An 18,823-nucleotide genomic window follows, 5' to 3' on the forward strand; every position below is an offset into this window, starting at 1 on the left:
TGTCGATGTATGGGCTCGAGGATTACACCGTCGTTCGGCATGTGATGTTCAAGCATTAAAAGCATCGCGAGCAAGCTTTGCTCCTACAGGATTGATGTCGTTGGCAGGATGGGTGCACGCCACAAAACCCGTAGGAGCATGGCTTGCCCGCGATGGCGTCACCGCAATCTCAGGGAAGAAACCGACACCAGGCAGCACCAGGCTCCACACCAAAGAAGTCAAAACAATAACCACCGATCCGGGCGGCGCCTCCATGGCACCGCCACGGCCTCGGACATCCGAAATCTGCCGATTTCCCGGAGCAAACACACATGAGTGCATCACCCGATCTCTCTGCAGCCATTGCCGACAGCGATGCCGAGCAACTGCGCAAACTGGGGTACACCTCCAACTTCAACCGCAGCATGAGCCTGTGGGAAAACTTCGCCCTGGGCTTCACTTATCTCTCGCCGGTGGTAGGGGTCTATACCCTCTTCGGCTTGTGCCTCGCCGCTGGCGGGCCACCAATGTTCTGGGCTTATTTGCTGGTCGGTTGCGGCCAGTTGCTGGTGTGCCTGATCTTCGGTGAAGTGGTTTCGCAGTTTCCGATTTCCGGTGGCGTGTACCCGTGGGCTCGTCGCCTGGTGGGCAAACGCTGGGCGTGGATGGTCGGCTGGATCTACTCCATCGCCCTGTGCGTCACCATCGCCGCCGTTGCGGTAGGTGCAGGTCCTTACCTGGCCGCCATGCTCGGTTTTGAGCCGAGCAACAACACCAACATCGTCATTGCCCTGGTGCTGACGCTGTTCGCCACGCTGGTCAACCTGAGCGGCACCAAGACGCTGGCGCGCATCGCCATGTTCGGCTTTCTCTGCGAACTGGTCGGTGCGGTGATCGTTGGTGTCTACCTGTTGCTCTTCGAACGTCATCAGCCGATCAGCGTGCTGTTCAACACCTTCGACATCAGCATCAACGGCTCGTACCTGCCGGCATTCCTCACCGCTTCACTGGCGGGGATGTTCCTGTATTACGGTTTCGAAGCCTGCGGCGACGTGGCCGAAGAAACCCCGAACCCGAGCAAGAAAATCCCGGTGGCCATGCGCATGACCATCTACATCGGCGGTATCGCAGCGATGTTCGCTTGCCTGGCACTGATCCTGGCCGTGCCGGACATGCAAGCGGTGATCAACGGCACTGACAAGGACCCGGTCGGCACCATCCTCAACAACGCCTTCGGCCCGGTCGGCTCGAAAATGGTGATGGGCGTGGTGATGATTTCCTTCATCTCCTGCGTGATCAGCCTGCAAGCGGCGGCGAGTCGTCTGCTGTACTCCTACGCTCGCGACGAAATGGTCATCGGCAGCCGGCTGCTGAAAAAGATTTCGCCTGCGACTCAGGTTCCGGTGGCCGCACTGTTCGTCTCCGGCGTCCTGCCGGCGCTGATCATCATTCTCGGTTTCTTCCTGCAAGATGCGGTCGCCACCATCGTCAGCTTCGCTGCGATCGGCATCTACCTGGCGTTCCAGATGATCGTGCTCGCTGCCCTGTACGCCCGCATGAAGGGCTGGAAGCCCAGCGGCAAATTCACCCTCGGCGCCTGGGGCTGGCCGGTCAACATCGGCGCGCTGGTCTACGGCGTCGGCGCCATCATCAACATGGCCTGGCCACGCACCCCGGATGCCGCGTGGTACATCAACTACGCCATGGTCCTGAGCACGGCCATCGTGATTGGTTTGGGGTTGCTTTATATGTGGATCGCCAAACCGTATGACCACGGTACGGCGCCTGCGGGGGATGCGTGGAAGGTTAGTCGCTGATTCAAATCGCTCCGGGATCATGTGGGGTCCCGGGGCGAGCTCTGCCCATCGAGCAACCACTTTCGTCACCACGCAGCAAAATCATCAGATCATCCGTACGCCATTTGATATCGGCTTTACACCGTACAGCTTCGAAGCGATCCAGGGCTTCAAACTTACGCATTCGTTTTCACTATCAGTCATCACTCTGTTCCTGATGCACAGCGGTTAGGTGGATGAGAATTCGAATAGATAGCGGAAAAATTGCCCATCATGTGCAGCTTCTCTGCAGCCGGCACAAAAACAGGAAATTCCTACAGATCCGCCCTTCCTGAAAATCCCCCGATTCCTACAACAAGCGTCGCCAGAGTAGACTTGGCGCCGCGAGCGCCTGACCGATAGGCTTTGTCCCGTCGCTGCCAAATCAGCGATCCGGAGTCGAAGCCGGAACACGTCAAAACGGTGCTTGCGCGCCCCCATAGAACTGTGGCTGTTTTTGCCTTCAGTTCTGTTTTATGGCGGGCCGTGTGGCGCGGGCCTTTCGGCTTCCGTTTTGACCTGGAAGTGTCCCGACTTCGAACGCCACTCGGTCCGCCACCCAACCTGTCGAAGGGTTGGTGGCGACTTTCCAAACCAAAACGGAATTCACGCCATGCCAATGCATCCTCAAAGCTCGCCTAGTCCCTATTTCGATCCGACCGTCTTCACCCGCCACAACCGCTTCCTCCACGCCTTCATGCAAGACAACCAAGCCTGGTTCTGTGTCCAGGATCTTGGTCGCCTGATGGGCAAACCACTGAATGAACGTCTGACCCTGAAACTCGACCCCGACCAACGCCGCAAAGTCTGGTTGCTCAAGGACGGCAAAACAGTTGAAACCCTGATGGTCAGCGAATCAGGTATGTACGCCTTACTGGTTCACCACTTCGTCCCGCAAAACCGCAACCTGCGCCAGTGGTTGAGTAACGAGGTCATACCCTCGATGCGTGCCGCGAAATCAGAAACCATGGAAAACCTGCCCAGCCTTAGCTCATTGAATTGGGCCGGAGTCTCAGTGCCTTTGCTGCATTACCAACATCACGCCTGGATCAAGTGGCGCGACATGCCTGAGCTGATGCATGGACAGCGACCTTCTCCGGCTTTTAGGGCTTGAGTGCATGACCTGTGGCGAGGGAGCTTGCTCCCGCTGGACTGCGCAGCAGTCTTCGTTTTGAAGGTAAAGCGAGGGCCGCTACGCGCCCCAGCGGGAGCAAGCTCCCTCGCCACAGCAAGTTGATGGATCTGGCCAACGTAAAAGCCAAATGGCTTTCACGGTAACCAGCCCTGCTTCAAAACCTCGAAACACTCCTCATCGCATCCACCAGATACCTCATCGCGATCCGGTCGCTCTCCGACAACTCTCGATAGCGTTCCACCAGTTTCATTTCCTCACTGTTCAGACGACGTCTTCGCCGGCCGCTGGCCAGGCATGGAAAGATTCCCAACATTTCGGTGATGCCTTGTACTTTCGACATGGACGATGTCCTTCTCTACGTCAAAGAAAAAACTTCAGAAACCGCATCGCCCTAATCCTTTTTCAGCAGCGCCTCATGTCAGCTGAACCGCACCGGCCCGAAGGGCATAAACCGGTCATGTACACAGGATAGAAATAATCCGGGCGCTGAAAAGCGGTTTTTAGAGTAATTAGTCGAAAAAAGCAGAAATGCCCTGTAAATCAGAAGGTGCTGTCGGAAATGTTTCCCGACATGTCTTGTTTCATTGCCGCGCCAGCGTGGTGCCATCAATCATTTTTGCTCTGCAATCGAACGGTTTAAGCTAGCGGGCATCTGTTTTAAAGTCCGTTGCGTTTGGCCGAAGGCATGTCCGAACCGATATTTCTGATCCAGCACGTGCCAGGAACGGCGCGGGATTGTTAACGACAGGTTGTATTTATGCATCGCAGGAACTTGCTCAAAGCCTCCATGGCCATCGCTGCCTACACCGGTTTGTCCGCCTCCGGCCTGCTTGCCGCCCGCGCCTGGGCTACCCCCGGCACCGCCGATGGTGAAGCCAGGGCCTTCGATTTCGAGGCGCTGAAAGTGCAGGCCAAGCAGTTGGCCAGCAATCGCTATCAGGACACCAAACAAGTACTGCCACCGACCCTGGCGACGATGACCCCGCAGAACTTCAATGCGATCCGCTACGACGGCGATCATTCGTTGTGGAAGGACAACAAGGGCCAACTGGACGTGCAGTTCTTCCACGTCGGCATGGGCTTCAAGCAGCCGGTGCGCATGTACAGTGTCGATCCGAAAACCCGCATGGCGCGCGAAGTGCATTTCCGCCCGTCGCTGTTCAACTACGAAAACACCACGGTCGACACCAAGCAACTGACCGGCGACCTGGGGTTTTCCGGGTTCAAGCTGTTCAAGGCGCCGGAGCTGGACAAGCACGATGTGGTGTCTTTCCTCGGCGCCAGTTACTTCCGCGCAGTTGATGCCACTGGCCAATACGGCTTGTCGGCCCGTGGTCTGGCGATCGACACCTACGCCAAGAAGCGCGAAGAATTCCCCGATTTCACCAAGTTCTGGTTCGAGACGCCGGACAAGAACAGCACCCGCTTCGTGGTCTACGCCCTGCTCGATTCGCCGAGCGCCACCGGCGCCTACCGTTTCGACATCGATTGCCAGGCCGAGCGCGTGGTGATGGAGGTCGATGCCCACGTCAATGCGCGCACCGCCATCGATCAACTGGGCATCGCGCCGATGACCAGCATGTTCAGCTGCGGCACCCACGAGCGCCGCATGTGCGACACCATTCACCCGCAAATCCATGACTCCGATCGCTTGGCCATGTGGCGCGGCAACGGCGAGTGGATCTGCCGCCCGTTGAACAACCCGGCCACCCTGCAATTCAACGCCTTTGCCGACACCGACCCGAAAGGTTTCGGCCTGGTGCAGACCGATCACGAGTTCGCCAACTATCAGGACACCGTCGATTGGTACAGCCGCCGCCCAAGCCTGTGGGTCGAACCGACCACGGCGTGGGGCGAAGGCTCGATCGATCTGCTGGAGATCCCTACCACCGGCGAAACCATGGACAACATCGTCGCCTTCTGGACGCCGAAAAAACCGGTGGCTGCCGGCGACTCACTGAACTACGGCTACAAGCTGTACTGGAGCGCATTGCCACCCGTCGGCACGCCATTGGCGCGGGTTCATGCCACGCGTTCGGGAATGGGCGGTTTCACTGAAGGCTGGGCACCTGGCGAACACTATCCACCGGTCTGGGCACGGCGCTTTGCCGTGGACTTCAACGGTGGCGGCCTGGACCGCTTGCCTGAAGGCACGGGCATCGAACCGGTGGTCACGTGCTCAAACGGCGAGGTCAAGGATTTCAGCGTGCTCAAGCTGGACGACATCAAGGGCTACCGCATCCTCTTCGACTGGTACCCGACCAATGACAGCGTCGCTCCCGTCGAGATGCGCCTGTTCATCCGTACCAACGACCGTACGCTGAGTGAAACCTGGTTGTACCAGTACTTCCCGCCCGCTCCAGACAAGCGCAAATACACCTGATGAACCGGTAGCACCCTGCCACCATTCGGTTTTCCGAACGCGACCTGCGGGTCGGTTCGGTTAACCGGATTTTTTCATCAGAACAACACCGCCATAAATATTTAATTTCCTTATAAATCAATGCTTTGACCAATTAGCACTGGTCTGGCACGAGTCATGCTCTACACTTCTTCGACGAATGTCCTTTGCGCGTACTCACGTAGCGCCCAGGCATTTTTGCAGCACAAAAGGGCCGGCCAACTGGCTCCATAAAAAAAACAATGTCGAGGAAAATTTGATGCGCATCGTTCCCCATATCCTGGGCGCAGCCATTGCTGCCGCTCTGATCAGCACGCCAGTTTTCGCCGCCGAACTCACCGGCACCCTGAAGAAGATCAAAGAGTCCGGTGTCATCACCCTGGGCCATCGCGACGCTTCCATTCCGTTTTCCTACATCGCCGACGCTTCCGGCAAACCGGTCGGCTACTCCCACGACATCCAGCTGAAAGTCGTCGAAGCCATCAAAAAAGACCTCGACATGCCGAACCTCCAGGTCAAATACAACCTGGTGACTTCGCAAACCCGTATCCCGCTGGTACAGAACGGCACCGTGGACCTCGAGTGCGGTTCCACCACCAACAACGTCGAGCGTCAGCAGCAAGTCGACTTCTCCGTCGGCATCTTCGAAATCGGTACTCGCCTGCTGTCCAAGGCTGACTCCAAGTACAAGGATTTCGACGACCTCAAAGGCAAGAACGTCGTGACCACCGCTGGCACCACGTCCGAGCGCATCCTCAAGGCGATGAATGCCGACAAGCAAATGGGCATGAACGTCATCTCCGCCAAAGACCACGGCGAGTCCTTCCAGATGCTGGAAACCGGCCGCGCCGTTGCGTTCATGATGGATGACGCCCTGCTGGCAGGTGAAGCAGCCAAGGCCAAGAAAGCCTCTGACTGGGCCGTGACCGGCACTCCACAGTCCTACGAAATCTACGGCTGCATGGTTCGCAAAGGCGACGCGCCGTTCAAGAAGGCTGTAGATGACGCCATCAAAGCCACCTACGCGTCGGGCGAGATCAACAAGATCTACGAAAAATGGTTCATGCAGCCAATCCCGCCAAAAGGCCTGAACCTGAACTTCCCGATGAGCGACGAGCTCAAGGCCTTGATCGCCAATCCGACCGATAAAGCGGCTGACGACAAGTCTACGGAAAAAAAGTCCTGATTTCTGACTAACCTTATCTCCTGACAGGGCCCAGGCCCTTTCAGGAGGTTGTCACTCCCTGCTGGCATTTTAGGAAACACTCGGACCGGTGGCTGTCGAGCCGATCGCGTGTGCCTGAACATCGAGTTCAGGCGGGAACGGAGCTTCCCCAAGCGGGTACTTGTACATCGATCGATCTGAGGGGAGACCCTAATGAATTACAACTGGGACTGGAGCGTGTTCTTCAAGTCCACCGGCGTGGGCAGCGAGACGTATCTCGACTGGTACGTGTCCGGTCTGGCCTGGACCATCGGCATCGCCATCGCGGCCTGGATCATCGCCCTGACACTGGGTTCGATCCTGGGTGTCATGCGTACCGTGCCGAACCGCATCGTATCGGGCATCGCCACCTGCTACGTCGAACTCTTCCGCAACGTGCCGCTGCTGGTGCAGTTGTTCATCTGGTACTTCCTGGTGCCCGATCTACTGCCGGCTGACCTGCAGGAGTGGTACAAGCAGGACCTGAACCCGACGACCTCGGCCTTCCTCAGCGTGGTCGTGTGCCTCGGCCTGTTCACCACCGCCCGCGTTTGCGAACAGGTGCGCACCGGTATCCAGGCGCTGCCAAAAGGCCAGGAATCCGCGGCCCGCGCCATGGGTTTCAAGTTGCCGCAAATTTACTGGAACGTGCTGCTGCCCCAGGCTTACCGGATCATCATTCCGCCGCTTACCTCGGAATTTCTCAACGTCTTCAAGAACACCTCCGTGGCCTCGCTGATCGGTTTGATGGAGTTGCTCGCGCAGACCAAACAGACCGCCGAGTTCTCCGCCAACCTGTTCGAAGCCTTCACCCTGGCCACGCTGATCTACTTCACCCTGAACATGAGCCTGATGTTGCTGATGCGTCTGGTCGAGAAGAAAGTCGCCGTGCCGGGCCTGATTTCCGTAGGGGGTAAATGATGGAATTCGACTTCTCGGGCATCATCCCGTCCCTGCCGGGCCTGTGGAACGGCATGGTCATGACCCTCAAGCTGATGGCCATGGGCGTGATCGGCGGGATCATCCTCGGCACCATCCTGGCGTTGATGCGCCTGTCCCACAACAAGTTGCTGTCGAACCTGGCCGGCGCCTACGTCAACTACTTCCGCTCGATCCCGCTGCTGCTGGTGATCACCTGGTTCTACCTGGCGGTGCCGTTCGTCTTGCGCTGGATCACGGGCGAAGACACGCCGATCGGTGCGTTCACCTCGTGCATCGTCGCCTTCATGATGTTCGAAGCGGCGTACTTCTGCGAAATCGTCCGTGCCGGTGTGCAGTCGATTCCCAAGGGCCAGATGGGTGCTGCCCAGGCGCTGGGCATGTCCTACGGCCAGATGATGCGCCTGATCATCCTGCCGCAAGCGTTCCGCAAGATGACGCCGTTGCTGCTGCAACAGAGCATCATCCTGTTTCAGGACACCTCGCTGGTCTACGCCGTCGGTCTGGTGGACTTCCTCAATGCGTCGCGCGCCAGTGGCGACATCATTGGCCGCTCCAATGAGTTCCTGATTTTCGCGGGTCTCGTGTACTTCATCATCAGCTTTGCCGCCTCGCAGCTGGTCAAGCGTCTGCAAAAAAGGTTCGCCGTATGATCTCTATCAAAAGCATCAACAAGTGGTATGGGGACTTCCAGGTACTGACTGATTGCAGCACCGAGGTCAAAAAAGGCGAAGTGATCGTGGTGTGCGGGCCATCCGGTTCCGGCAAATCGACCCTGATCAAATGCGTCAACGCCCTGGAACCGTTCCAGAAAGGCGACATCGTGGTCGACGGCACCTCCATCGCCGACCCGAAAACCAATCTGCCGAAACTGCGTTCGCGCGTGGGCATGGTGTTCCAGCATTTCGAGCTGTTCCCGCACCTGACCATCACCGAAAACCTGACCATCGCGCAGATCAAGGTGTTGGGCCGCAGCAAGGAAGAGGCGACCAAGAAAGGCCTGCAATTGCTCGAACGTGTCGGTCTCTCGGCCCACGCCCACAAGCACCCGGGCCAACTGTCCGGTGGTCAGCAGCAGCGTGTGGCGATTGCCCGTGCACTGGCGATGGACCCGATCGTCATGCTGTTCGACGAACCGACCTCGGCGCTGGACCCGGAAATGGTCAACGAAGTGCTGGACGTGATGGTGCAACTGGCCCACGAAGGCATGACCATGATGTGCGTGACCCACGAAATGGGCTTTGCCCGTAAAGTGGCTGATCGCGTGATTTTCATGGACCAGGGCAAAATCATCGAAGACTGCAAGAAAGAAGAGTTCTTCGGCGACATCAGCCACCGCGCCGAGCGGACGCAGCACTTCCTCAACAAGATTCTGCAGCACTAATCAGCAACTGGCTTTGCTCCTTGTGGCGAGGGAGCTTGCTCCCGCTGGGTCGCGCAGCGGCCCCGAAACCTGTAAATGCAATTTTTCTGACACACCGCATTCATCGGTTTTACGACTGCTTCGCAGCCGAGCGGGAGCAAGCTCCCTCGCCACAGATTCTTCGTTCGGCAGGAACCAGAGCAAGCCCGTTGCCATGCTGGTTGACCCAAGGCATCTGTGATGAAATGCGACCCCGAACTCTACCGCGCCTCGTCGCCATCACTCGCCGTGAAACCTCGTCTGATCCGCCATCTGTTCCTGCCGCCGCTGATCATCGCGCTGATGATCGGACTGGGTTACATCGGCTTCTGGGTCAGTGAACACTACGGCATTCGCAGCCTCGGCGAAAACGGCCAGCGCCAGCTGGAGCTGCACGCCCGCGCCGTCGAAAGCGAAATCAGCAAATACACCTACCTGCCCAGCCTGCTGGAACTCGAAACCAGTGTTTCGAAGCTGCTGGCCGACCCGACTCCGGAACACCGGCAAACGGTCAACGATTACCTTGAAGGCCTGAACCGGCGCAGCCGCAGTCGGGCCATTTATGTGATGGACACCACCGGTCGCGTCATGGCCACCAGCAACTGGCGCGATGTCGACAGCTATCTGGGTGAAGACCTGTCCTTCCGTGCCTACTTCCAGAACGCCGTGCGCGGCCAGCCCGGGCGCTTCTACGGCATCGGCAGCACCAACGGCGAACCTGGTTACTACCTGGCCCATGGCCTGGAAGAACACGGCAAGATCATCGGCGTCGCGGTGGTCAAGGTGCGTCTCGAAGCCATGGAAGAACGCTGGCAACGGGCGCGTCTGGAAGCCTTCGTCAGCGATGAGAACGGCATCATCATTCTCTCCAGCGATCCGGCGCGCCGCCTCAAGTCAGTAGTGCCGCTGAGCGATGACACCAAAGAAAAACTCGCCCGCAGCCTGCAGTACTACTGGTTTCCGCTGAACGAATTGCAACCGCTGGCCCGGGAAACCCTGTCTGAAGGTGTGGAAAAACTCACCTTCCCGGCCAACAGTGAACTGGTTTCCGACGACGAGAACATCAGCTATCTGTCACAGACCCGGCCACTGAGCGACACCCCCTGGAACTTCACCCTGCTGACACCGCTCCAGGATCTGCGTCGCGAAGCGATCAATCAGGGGATTCTGGTGGCCGTGGCATTTGCCCTCGTGGCGTTCCTGCTGATTGCCTGGAACGAGCGGCGCAAGGTCATCGCCACCCGCCTCGCGGCCCGGGAAGCCTTGCAGGAAGCCAACAATCAACTGGAGCGTCGGATTACCGAACGCACCGTCGACCTGCGCGCCAGCAACGAGCGGCTCAAGGGTCAGATCCGCGAACGCCGTCAAGCCGAAGAGACTTTGCGCCGTGCCCAGGATGAACTGGTGCAGGCCGGTAAACTCGCGGCGATCGGCCAGATGTCCACCAGCATCGCCCACGAACTGAACCAGCCGCTGGCGGCGTTGCGCACGCTGTCCGGTAATACCGTGCGCTTTTTGGAACGTGGCCAACTCGATGTGGCCAGTACCAACCTCAAGACCATCAACGAACTGATCGACCGCATGGGCCGCATCACCGCCAGCCTGCGCTCCTTTGCCCGACGTGGCGACGACAAGGGCCAGGCGTGTCTGGGCAAGGGCGTGGACGCAGCCCTGCAATTGCTCGGTGGCCGAGTGGAAAGCATCGCCCTGCAATTGCACCGTCACTTTGAAGATGTGCAGGTGCAAATCGACCAGACCCGCCTCGAACAGATCCTGGTCAATCTCATCGGCAACGCCCTCGACGCGATGCAGGCGCAACCGCAGCCCGAGTTGTGGCTCGAAGGCGAAACCTTCGATGGCAAGTATCGGCTGCGGGTACGTGACAACGGCCATGGCATCGACGCCGAAGCGCGCAAGCATTTGTTCGAACCGTTCTTCACCACCAAACCCGGCGAACAGGGCCTTGGCCTTGGCTTGACCCTTTCAGCCAGCCTGGCCGCCGCCACCGGCGGTCACCTGGGTGTCGAACACCCGGCCAGCGGTGGCACCGCATTCGTTCTCAGTTTACCGTTGGTAAGCCCCCTTCCCGCCGAGCCAATATGAACAACGACCTTAGTGTATTGATCGTCGAAGACGACCCCCACGTGCTGCTTGGCTGCCAACAGGCGCTGACCCTGGAAGACATTCCGTGCGTAGGTGTCGCCAGTGCAGAAGAAGCCCTCGAGCGGGTCGGCGACAACTTTGCCGGCATCGTCATCAGCGACATTCGCCTGCCGGGCATCGATGGCCTGGAGTTGCTGGGCCGCCTCAAGGAGCGAGATCGCAGTTTGCCGGTGGTGCTGATTACCGGCCACGGCGATATTTCCATGGCCGTCGGCGCGATGCAGAAAGGCGCCTACGACTTCATGGAGAAACCGTTCTCCCCGGAGCGCCTGGTGGACGTAGCGCGGCGCGCGCTGGAGCAACGCAGCCTGGCGCGGGAAGTCTCGTCGTTGCGTCGGCAACTGGCCGAGCGCGACTCCCTCGAAGGGCGGATCATCGGCCGTTCGCCGGCCATGCAGAACTTGCGCGAATTGATCGCCAACGTCGCCGATACTTCGGCCAACGTGCTGATCGAGGGTGAAACCGGCACTGGCAAGGAATTGGTTGCCCGCTGCCTGCACGACTTCAGTCGTCGGCACACCAAGCAATTCGTGGCGCTGAACTGCGGCGGCCTGCCGGAAAACCTGTTCGAGAGCGAAATCTTCGGCCACGAGGCCAACGCCTTCACCGGCGCCGGCAAACGGCGAATCGGCAAGATCGAACACGCCGACGGCGGCACGCTGTTCCTCGATGAAGTGGAAAGCATGCCCCTGCCCTTGCAGATCAAGCTGCTGCGGGTATTGCAGGAGCGCACCCTCGAACGCCTCGGTTCGAACCAGAGTGTGGCGGTGGATTGCCGGGTGATCGCGGCGACCAAATCCGACCTCGACGAATCGAGCAAGGCCGGCGAATTCCGCAGCGACCTGTATTACCGCCTCAACGTGGTAACCCTGGAACTGCCACCGCTGCGTGAGCGCCGCGAAGACATCCTGCAATTGTTCGAGTATTTCTTGCAGCAGTCGTCCTTGCGCTTCGACCGTATCGCACCGGAACTGGATAACCAGACCCTGTCGAACCTGATGAGCCACGATTGGCCGGGTAACGTGCGCGAACTGCGCAACGTCGCCGAGCGCTTTGCCTTAGGCCTGCCGGCATTCAAGAAACCCGGCGCAAGTGGCAGCGCCCAAGGCCTGGCGTTTGCCGAAGCGGTGGAAGCGTTCGAACGCAACCTGTTGAGCGATGCCTTGCAGCGCAGCGGCGGCAATTTGACCCAGGCCAGCCAGGAACTCGGCATGGCCAAGACCACGCTGTTCGACAAAGTGAAGAAGTACGGTTTGAGCCACTGATTCACCAATCCCTGTAGGAGCCGGCTTGCTGGCGATGGCGGTATGTCAGTCAGCATTGATTTGACTATTAGACCGCTATCGCCAGCAAGCCGGCTCCTAAAGGTTTGGGGTTTAGCGTCCGTACACTTTCTCAAGCTGCGCCTGGGTCAGCGCATCCTCAAACGGCACCGGTACGGACTTCACCGCGCCGTAAAGATTGCGGTAACGCCAATAGTTGCCGTTGTTCGCCAGTTGATAGCCACGTTCGACCACACGCCGGCCATCGAGCACGTAACGCAAGGTTTCCTGAGCGGCCGGTGGCGGAGTCGGTTGCATCAAGTCCGTGGCCAGCACGCGCATGGACTCGTCGATGCACTCATCGAGCACCGCGGTGACTTTCGCCAGTTCAAGGCCACCGTCATCGACGCATTGGCTACCGCAACGACGGATCGGCTGGCTGGTCACTTCGATGCGCATGCGGTACAGCGGCGACCCGGCGATGTCCTGGACCTGAACCTGATTGACCAGGACAAAACTGCCGCGATCGGGGGTCAACATCAGTTTCGGCTCAATCAACAAACGCGCCGTCACCTGCCCTTCGCCCTGCTTTAATCCGGCCACTTGCGCGGCATGCTGATAGCGTTGCTGCAAGCGCTCCTGCAAGGGTACGCCGGCGAGCAGATCCGCCATGGGGCGTGAGTCCTTGAGGGCGGACTTTTCCGCATCACGCTGCAAGGTGCCGCTGCCCATCTGGGTATTGACCAGACTGGCTACCAACACCCCCGCCAACCCGGCGCTGGTGCCCGAACTGAGCAACAGCGCCTGACTCGAAGACGCAGCCTTCAACGCCTCTTGGCTGGCAATCACGGTGCTGGCGCCGACGAAGGCTTGCGTTACCTGCACATCGACCTTGAGTCCGTGTGCTTGAACATAAGGCAACGCCCCGTGATCCTTGAAACCGGCCTCGGGAGCCGGCTTCTGCGCACAGCCAGCCACCATCAGCAGGGCCAGTGCACCGGCCGCTACGATTGAGCGCTTCATTTGGCGAACGGGGTGATCATTTGCTGACGGCTGTTATCCACAGCCTGGTAGAACGCGTTCGACAAGTTGGTGTAGGTCGGTTCGTCCCACTCTCCCTGTGCCGCTTGTACCGCGACAAATGGCTGGAACCACAACAGTTTGTTGTCGGCCAGATCAACCACCATGCCCTGCCCGCCCACCTGCGCCATCGGCACGCTGGTCGGCACGATGCTGTAGTAGCTGCGGGTCGCACCGGTGGCGGTGACGTACACCAGCAGCAAGCGATCGATACCGTACTTGGCTTTCATCGGGGTCAGGTCTTTGATCGTGTAGCCTTCGCGAAATTTGGTTTCCTTGTAGGCCTTCAGATCAACCTTGTCGTCGATGCGCTTGGCTTTGTAGCCCTTGGCTTGCAACTTGGCGACGATGGTATCCGGCAGGGTTTCGAAATCGCGCACTTGCCAGGTTTTGACGTTGTCGCTGAGCTTGCTGTTGACGCCCGCGTTGATCGCGTAATCGAGAAGCCCCTGATTGCCGGTCAAGGCCAGTACTGGCGGCGGCAATTCGCTGATTGCGACGCCGATGGTCGGCTCCTTGGCATCCCAGAATTGTTGGTCGAGCGGTACGGGAGGTTGGACGTTGGCGCAGCCGGTGAGGGTCAGGCAGGCGAGCAAAGTGACTGCAGCGAGGGTGCGTAGAGCGTGAAAAAACATGGATCAAGTCCCTATGATTGAAAGTCGCTGTCTGTATCGACAGCGACGACGCAAACAATAGTGGCACATTGATATATTTTTGACGACAGTGTTTTGTCAGCTGACAGCAAGCCCCTGTGGTCACGGGTTACAAGAGGTTGTGCTCGGCCACCGGCTCGATCTGCGCCCAATGGGAAGTGTCGTCGCGATGTTCGCGCAAATACGGCAGCACCGCCGCCAGTAACGGCGCCTTGAACGCTTCCTGAAAACGATGGGCCAGGCCCGGAATCAGCTTCAACTGACTTCCACGCAAATGCGCCGCCAGGTGCACGCCATGCATCACCGGCAGCAAAGGGTCGGCGGTGCCATGCACCACCAGCGCCGGCACCCGCAATTGGTTAAGCAGTGCCACCCGACTCGGCTCGGCGAGAATCGCCATGATCTGCCGCTTCACGCCTTCGGGATTGAACGCCCGGTCATAGGACAATGCCGCTTGATCCAGCAGTGCTTCACGATCATCGGCCACCGTCGGACTGCCCAGCGCCGCCAGCAAATCGGCCTGTTGCTCCAGGGCGACCTGGCGGTTGGGCGCTCCACGCCGCGACAGCAATTGCACCAGCGCCGCACTCGGTGCCGGCAAGCCCTCGGCACCGGAAGTGGTCATGATCAGGGTCAGGCTCTCGACCCGTTGCGGCGCCATGGCCGCCATGTGCTGGGCGATCATTCCGCCCATGCTCGCACCCAGCACATGGAACTGCTCGATGTGTAAGGCGTCCATCAGGCCCAGGCCGTCGTTCGCCATGTCGGTCAACGAGTACGGTGCCGACACCGGCAGACCGAGTTTGTAGCGCAGCACTTCAAACGTCAGGTTGGCCTCGAGCGGCGTATGCCGCCAGGTCGACAAGCCGACATCGCGATTGTCATAACGGATCACGCGAAAGCCCTGCTGACACAACGCGACCACCACTTCGTCGGGCCAGTGAATCAATTGCCCGCCCAGCCCCATCACCAGCAGCAGCGCCGGGTCCGAGGCACGGCCGATGCTTTGATACGCCAGGCTCACCTGATCCAGATCGACTCGCTCGGTCGGTACATCGACATCGCAACGAGACGCCGCCAAGGACGGCAGGCCGAACAGACATGCGGCCAAAAATACTATTCTCGATAAGAAAACACGCATGAAAAACACCAAAACGCAGAACCCCAGTAGAGCGCGAGTCTGATGAAGTTTGTTCAAGCGCGCTGCCACACTTCCATGACAGTTTGATGAAGAGTGCCGGGCGGTCATTTTCCAATCAGAAAGATCGCCGCCTGCGGCAGCTCCTGCGGGTGTTTAGATTTCCCCGCAGGCGGAGATCTTCCGATCTTCGTCAAGCCAACTGACTGCGCAACTGTCGCGCTGCCGCCACCATGTTCACCAACGCCGCCTCAGTCTCCGGCCAGGCACGGGTTTTCAGACCGCAATCGGGGTTGACCCACAAGCGTTCTGCCGGAATGCGCTGTACCGCTTTGGCCATCAGCTTGACCATTTCCGCCGTGTCCGGCACCCGTGGCGAGTGGATGTCATAGACGCCCGGGCCGATGTCGTTCGGGTAATCGAACGCCTTGAAGGCTTCCAGCAGTTCCATGTCCGAACGCGAGGTTTCAATGGTGATCACATCAGCGTCCATGGCCGCGATGGCTTCGATCACGTCGTTGAATTCGCTGTAGCACATGTGGGTGTGGACCTGGGTTTCATCACGCACACCGCTGGCGCTCAGGCGGAATGCATGCACGGCCCAGTCCAGATACTCCTGCCATTGTGCCCGGCGCAGCGGCAGGCCTTCACGGAACGCCGCTTCGTCGATCTGCACGATCTTGATCCCGGCAGCTTCCAGGTCCAGTACCTCATCACGCAGGGCCAGGGCCAGTTGCTGCGCCTGGACTTTGCGCGAAATGTCTTCGCGCGGGAACGACCACATCAGCATGGTCACGGGACCGGTGAGCATGCCTTTCATGACTTTGTCGGTCTGGCTCTGCGCATAGCTGATCCAGTCGACGGTCATGGCTTTCGGGCGGCTCAGGTCGCCGTAGATGATCGCCGGTTTCACGCAACGCGAACCGTAGCTCTGGACCCAGCCGAAACGGGTGAAGGCATAACCATCGAGTTGCTCGGCAAAGTACTCGACCATGTCGTTACGCTCGGCTTCACCGTGCACCAGCACGTCCAGCCCCAGATGTTCTTGAACCTGTATCGAGTGACGGATTTCGTGACGCATGGCGTCGGTGTAGTCGTTCACCGACAGCTTGCCTTGCTTGTGCGCCTGGCGGGCCAGACGAATCGAAGCGGTCTGCGGGAACGAACCGATGGTGGTGGTCGGGAATGCCGGCAGTTTCAGGCGTGCCCGCTGCTGCTCGATGCGCTCGGCGAACGGTGACTGGCGCTGGCTGTCGTTCGGGCCTATCGCCGCGATACGTGCCTGTACTTCGGTTTTGTGGATGCGTGGCGACTCGGCGCGGCTGATCTGAATGGCACGACTTTCGGCCAGGGCCGCTTGCACCTTGGGCGCCTGAGGATCGTTCAAGGCATCACGCAAAACCGCGATTTCGCCACACTTTTGCACGGCAAAGGCCAGCCAGCTTTTCAGTTCCGGGTCGAGCTTGTCTTCACGCTCCAGATCCACCGGGCTGTGCAGCAGCGAGCAGGAACTGCTGACCCACAGGTTGTCGCCAAATCGCTCCTGGGCAAACTGCAGTTGTGCCAGCACCGGCTCCAGTTCGCAGCGCCAGACGTTGCGACCATTGACCAGCCCCACTGAAAGAATCTTGTAGATCGGCAGACGGTCGAGCACGTGCAGCAGTTGATCCGGGGCACGCACCGCGTCGATGTGCAGGCCTTGCACCGGCAGGCCGACGGCCAGACCGAGGTTGTCTTGCAGGCCGCTGAAGTAAGTCGCCAACAGTTTTTTCAGCGGCGAATATTGAAGGATGTGGTAAGCGCGTTCGAAGGCGTTTTTCCACGCTTGCGGCAGGTCAAGGGTCAGGATCGGTTCGTCGATCTGCACCCACTCCACGCCTTGGGCGGCGAGGCGACCGAGGATTTCGCCATAGATCGGCAGCAGGCGTTCCAGCAGGTCGAGTTTGTCGAAGTCGTTGCCTTTGGCTTTGCCCAGCCAGAGATAAGTCAACGGGCCGATGATGACCGGTTTGACGGTATGGCCCAGGGCCTTGGCTTCCTCGACTTCGTCGAACAGTTGTTCCCAGCTCAATTTGAAGGACTGGTCAGCCGTGAATTCCGGGACCAGGTAGTGGTAGTTGGTGTCGAACCACTTGGTCAACTCTTGCGCATACTGCGCCTGGTCATGTTCGCCGCCGCAGCAGGTCGCGGTGGCGCCCCGGGCCATGGCGAACAGCGTGTCGAGGGTCGGCAGGCCGCGCTCGTCCCGGGTGTTGTCGAAACGCTCGGGGATCACACCGAAGGTCAGAGAGTGGGTCAATACCTGGTCGTACCAGGCGAAGTCGCCGACCGGCAGCAGGTCGATCCCGGCGTCCTTCTGCAATTGCCAGTGGGTGGCGCGCAACTGGCGGCCGACGCTGTTGAGTGCATTGCGGTCGATGTCGCCCTGCCAATACGACTCGAGGGCTTTTTTCAGTTCGCGGTCGGCGCCGATGCGCGGGAAACCAAGGGTGTGGGCCACGGCCATGTCGAAGGTGCTCCTGTGTAAATAATGGCGCTATTGTCGACAGCCAGGGCAACATGAGACAAACTCAACCTTTTCGTGTTGATCACAAGTTTTACTCATGGAGCCCCACGGTGCTTGAAATCCGTCACCTCAAGACCCTGCACGCCTTGCGCGAAGCCGACAGCCTGGTGGATGCGGCCGACCGCCTGCATCTGACCCAGTCAGCCCTGTCACACCAGTTCAAAGAACTGGAGGAGCGCATGGGCATGCCGCTGTTCGTGCGCAAGACCAAACCGGTGCGTTTCACCAGCGCCGGATTGCGCCTGCTGCAACTGGCCGACGCTACCCTGCCACTGCTGCGTGCTGCCGAGCGTGACATTGCGCGACTGGCCGGTGGCACCGCCGGGCGCTTGCACATGGCTATCGAATGCCACAGCTGCTTCCAATGGCTAATGCCGACCATCGACCAGTTCCGCGATGCCTGGCCGGAAGTCGAGCTGGACCTGGCCTCGGGCTTCTCCTTCGCCCCGCTGCCCGCCCTGGCCCGTGGCGATCTGGACCTGGTGGTGACCTCCGATCCGGTGGACCTGGTCGGCATCACCTACGTGCCGTTGTTCACTTACGAGGCGATGCTCGCTGTGGCCAATCAGCACAAATTGGCCAGCAAGGCGTACATCGTCCCGGAAGACCTGCTCACGGAAACCCTGATCACCTACCCGGTGGAACGGGATCGCCTGGATATCTTCACGCGCTTCCTCGAACCCGCCGACGTCGAACCGGCCCAGGTCCGTACTTCGGAACTGACCGTGATGATGATGCAGCTGGTGGCCAGCGGACGCGGTGTGTGCGGCATGCCTCATTGGGCGCTGCATGAATACAGTTCACGGGGCTATGTGAAGGCCAAGCGGTTGGGTGAGAAAGGCTTGTTTGCGACGCTGTATGCAGCCATTCGGGCGGACATGCTGGATGCGCCGTATATGAGGGATTTTTTGCTGACGGCCAAGGACACGTCGTTTTCAACGCTGGACGGGGTTAGCGCAGTCCGCTAAAACGACGAATCCCCTGCAGGCGCGAGGCTTGCCCGCGAAGGCGCCTTACCCGATCGTTCCCACGCTCTGCGTGGGAACGCAGCCCGGGACGCTCCGCG

General features: G+C 59.5%; 16 protein-coding genes. 10 read left to right on the top strand and 6 right to left on the bottom strand.

Annotated features, from left to right (window positions below):
• Positions 1-48: 48 nt before the first annotated feature.
• Positions 49-255, bottom strand: a complete 207-nt coding sequence (locus D8U73_RS10430) for a hypothetical protein (protein ID WP_130904405.1) — start codon at positions 253-255, stop codon at positions 49-51.
• A 56-nt stretch (positions 256-311) separates the two neighbouring features.
• Between D8U73_RS10430 and D8U73_RS10435 the strand changes: the two genes are divergently transcribed.
• Both D8U73_RS10435 and D8U73_RS10440 read left to right on the top strand, forming a co-directional pair.
• Positions 312-1,796, top strand: a complete 1,485-nt coding sequence (locus tag D8U73_RS10435; protein WP_130904406.1) for an amino acid permease — start codon at positions 312-314, stop codon at positions 1,794-1,796.
• Positions 1,797-2,427: 631 nt separating this feature from the next.
• On the top strand, positions 2,428-2,928 hold the full coding sequence (locus D8U73_RS10440) for a Bro-N domain-containing protein (protein WP_130904407.1): 501 nt from the start codon (positions 2,428-2,430) through the stop codon (positions 2,926-2,928).
• A gap of 175 nt (positions 2,929-3,103) precedes the next feature.
• On the opposite strand, the gene D8U73_RS10445 is transcribed toward D8U73_RS10440, so the two are convergent.
• A complete protein-coding gene (locus D8U73_RS10445; protein ID WP_056855252.1) occupies positions 3,104-3,289 on the bottom strand; it encodes a hypothetical protein in 186 nt (61 codons plus the stop codon).
• Positions 3,290-3,706: 417 nt separating this feature from the next.
• Here D8U73_RS10445 and D8U73_RS10450 point away from each other — a divergent pair, with 417 nt between their 5' ends.
• The 7 genes from D8U73_RS10450 to D8U73_RS10485 all read left to right on the top strand — a co-directional run bounded on the left by D8U73_RS10450 (position 3,707) and on the right by D8U73_RS10485 (position 12,323).
• Positions 3,707-5,332, top strand: coding sequence for a glucan biosynthesis protein D (locus D8U73_RS10450; protein ID WP_130904408.1), 1,626 nt, complete (start codon positions 3,707-3,709; stop codon positions 5,330-5,332).
• 277 nt (positions 5,333-5,609) lie between these two features.
• Complete coding sequence (locus D8U73_RS10455; protein WP_130904409.1) at positions 5,610-6,536, top strand: glutamate/aspartate ABC transporter substrate-binding protein; 927 nt, start codon at positions 5,610-5,612, stop codon at positions 6,534-6,536.
• Between the two features lie 192 nt (positions 6,537-6,728).
• On the top strand, positions 6,729-7,475 hold the full coding sequence (locus D8U73_RS10460; RefSeq protein ID WP_056855249.1) for an amino acid ABC transporter permease: 747 nt from the start codon (positions 6,729-6,731) through the stop codon (positions 7,473-7,475).
• Positions 7,475-8,146 carry an ABC transporter permease subunit gene (locus D8U73_RS10465; protein ID WP_056855248.1) on the top strand — a complete coding sequence of 224 codons (672 nt, stop codon included), beginning with the start codon at positions 7,475-7,477 and terminating at the stop codon, positions 8,144-8,146. Before D8U73_RS10460 ends, D8U73_RS10465 begins: the two co-directional genes overlap by 1 nt.
• Complete coding sequence (locus tag D8U73_RS10470; protein WP_015093699.1) at positions 8,143-8,877, top strand: amino acid ABC transporter ATP-binding protein; 735 nt, start codon at positions 8,143-8,145, stop codon at positions 8,875-8,877. The genes D8U73_RS10465 and D8U73_RS10470 overlap by 4 nt, the downstream gene beginning before the upstream one ends.
• Before the next feature lie 219 nt (positions 8,878-9,096).
• On the top strand, positions 9,097-10,998 hold the full coding sequence (locus D8U73_RS10480; RefSeq protein WP_130904410.1) for a sensor histidine kinase: 1,902 nt from the start codon (positions 9,097-9,099) through the stop codon (positions 10,996-10,998).
• Positions 10,995-12,323: a sigma-54 dependent transcriptional regulator gene (locus D8U73_RS10485; RefSeq protein WP_056855246.1), complete on the top strand. Its 1,329-nt coding sequence runs from the start codon at positions 10,995-10,997 to the stop codon at positions 12,321-12,323. Before D8U73_RS10480 ends, D8U73_RS10485 begins: the two co-directional genes overlap by 4 nt.
• A gap of 111 nt (positions 12,324-12,434) precedes the next feature.
• Here D8U73_RS10485 and D8U73_RS10490 read toward each other — a convergent pair whose 3' ends face one another.
• The 4 genes from D8U73_RS10490 to metE all read right to left on the bottom strand — a co-directional run bounded on the left by D8U73_RS10490 (position 12,435) and on the right by metE (position 17,697).
• Entirely contained in the window at positions 12,435-13,343 is a 909-nt protein-coding gene (locus D8U73_RS10490) for a hypothetical protein (RefSeq protein ID WP_130904411.1), read from the bottom strand.
• On the bottom strand, positions 13,340-14,035 hold the full coding sequence (locus tag D8U73_RS10495; protein WP_056855244.1) for a hypothetical protein: 696 nt from the start codon (positions 14,033-14,035) through the stop codon (positions 13,340-13,342). Before D8U73_RS10495 ends, D8U73_RS10490 begins: the two co-directional genes overlap by 4 nt.
• Positions 14,036-14,162: 127 nt before the next feature.
• Positions 14,163-15,194, bottom strand: a complete 1,032-nt coding sequence (locus D8U73_RS10500) for an alpha/beta hydrolase (RefSeq protein ID WP_130904412.1) — start codon at positions 15,192-15,194, stop codon at positions 14,163-14,165.
• A 190-nt stretch (positions 15,195-15,384) separates the two neighbouring features.
• Entirely contained in the window at positions 15,385-17,697 is a 2,313-nt protein-coding gene (gene metE / locus D8U73_RS10505) for a 5-methyltetrahydropteroyltriglutamate--homocysteine S-methyltransferase (protein ID WP_130904413.1), read from the bottom strand.
• A 110-nt stretch (positions 17,698-17,807) separates the two neighbouring features.
• Here metE and metR point away from each other — a divergent pair, with 110 nt between their 5' ends.
• Positions 17,808-18,725 (top strand): transcriptional regulator MetR, encoded by a 918-nt coding sequence (metR, locus tag D8U73_RS10510; RefSeq protein ID WP_056855241.1) that lies wholly within the window; start codon positions 17,808-17,810, stop codon positions 18,723-18,725.
• The last annotated feature ends 98 nt before the right edge of the window (positions 18,726-18,823 follow it).

Source organism: Pseudomonas sp. Sample_22 (genome assembly GCF_004307635.1).
Taxonomy (GTDB): domain Bacteria; phylum Pseudomonadota; class Gammaproteobacteria; order Pseudomonadales; family Pseudomonadaceae; genus Aquipseudomonas.

What these genes read in the sequence shown, in the direction of transcription:
- D8U73_RS10430 (WP_130904405.1), bottom strand. Translation starts at nt 255, where the DNA reads ATGGAGGCGCCGCCCGGATCGGTGGTTATTGTTTTGACTTCTTTGGTG.
- D8U73_RS10435 (WP_130904406.1), top strand. Translation starts at nt 312, where the DNA reads ATGAGTGCATCACCCGATCTCTCTGCAGCCATTGCCGACAGCGATGCC.
- D8U73_RS10440 (WP_130904407.1), top strand. Translation starts at nt 2,428, where the DNA reads ATGCCAATGCATCCTCAAAGCTCGCCTAGTCCCTATTTCGATCCGACC.
- D8U73_RS10445 (WP_056855252.1), bottom strand. Translation starts at nt 3,289, where the DNA reads ATGTCGAAAGTACAAGGCATCACCGAAATGTTGGGAATCTTTCCATGC.
- D8U73_RS10450 (WP_130904408.1), top strand. Translation starts at nt 3,707, where the DNA reads ATGCATCGCAGGAACTTGCTCAAAGCCTCCATGGCCATCGCTGCCTAC.
- D8U73_RS10455 (WP_130904409.1), top strand. Translation starts at nt 5,610, where the DNA reads ATGCGCATCGTTCCCCATATCCTGGGCGCAGCCATTGCTGCCGCTCTG.
- D8U73_RS10460 (WP_056855249.1), top strand. Translation starts at nt 6,729, where the DNA reads ATGAATTACAACTGGGACTGGAGCGTGTTCTTCAAGTCCACCGGCGTG.
- D8U73_RS10465 (WP_056855248.1), top strand. Translation starts at nt 7,475, where the DNA reads ATGGAATTCGACTTCTCGGGCATCATCCCGTCCCTGCCGGGCCTGTGG.
- D8U73_RS10470 (WP_015093699.1), top strand. Translation starts at nt 8,143, where the DNA reads ATGATCTCTATCAAAAGCATCAACAAGTGGTATGGGGACTTCCAGGTA.
- D8U73_RS10480 (WP_130904410.1), top strand. Translation starts at nt 9,097, where the DNA reads ATGAAATGCGACCCCGAACTCTACCGCGCCTCGTCGCCATCACTCGCC.
- D8U73_RS10485 (WP_056855246.1), top strand. Translation starts at nt 10,995, where the DNA reads ATGAACAACGACCTTAGTGTATTGATCGTCGAAGACGACCCCCACGTG.
- D8U73_RS10490 (WP_130904411.1), bottom strand. Translation starts at nt 13,343, where the DNA reads ATGAAGCGCTCAATCGTAGCGGCCGGTGCACTGGCCCTGCTGATGGTG.
- D8U73_RS10495 (WP_056855244.1), bottom strand. Translation starts at nt 14,035, where the DNA reads ATGTTTTTTCACGCTCTACGCACCCTCGCTGCAGTCACTTTGCTCGCC.
- D8U73_RS10500 (WP_130904412.1), bottom strand. Translation starts at nt 15,194, where the DNA reads ATGCGTGTTTTCTTATCGAGAATAGTATTTTTGGCCGCATGTCTGTTC.
- metE (WP_130904413.1), bottom strand. Translation starts at nt 17,697, where the DNA reads ATGGCCGTGGCCCACACCCTTGGTTTCCCGCGCATCGGCGCCGACCGC.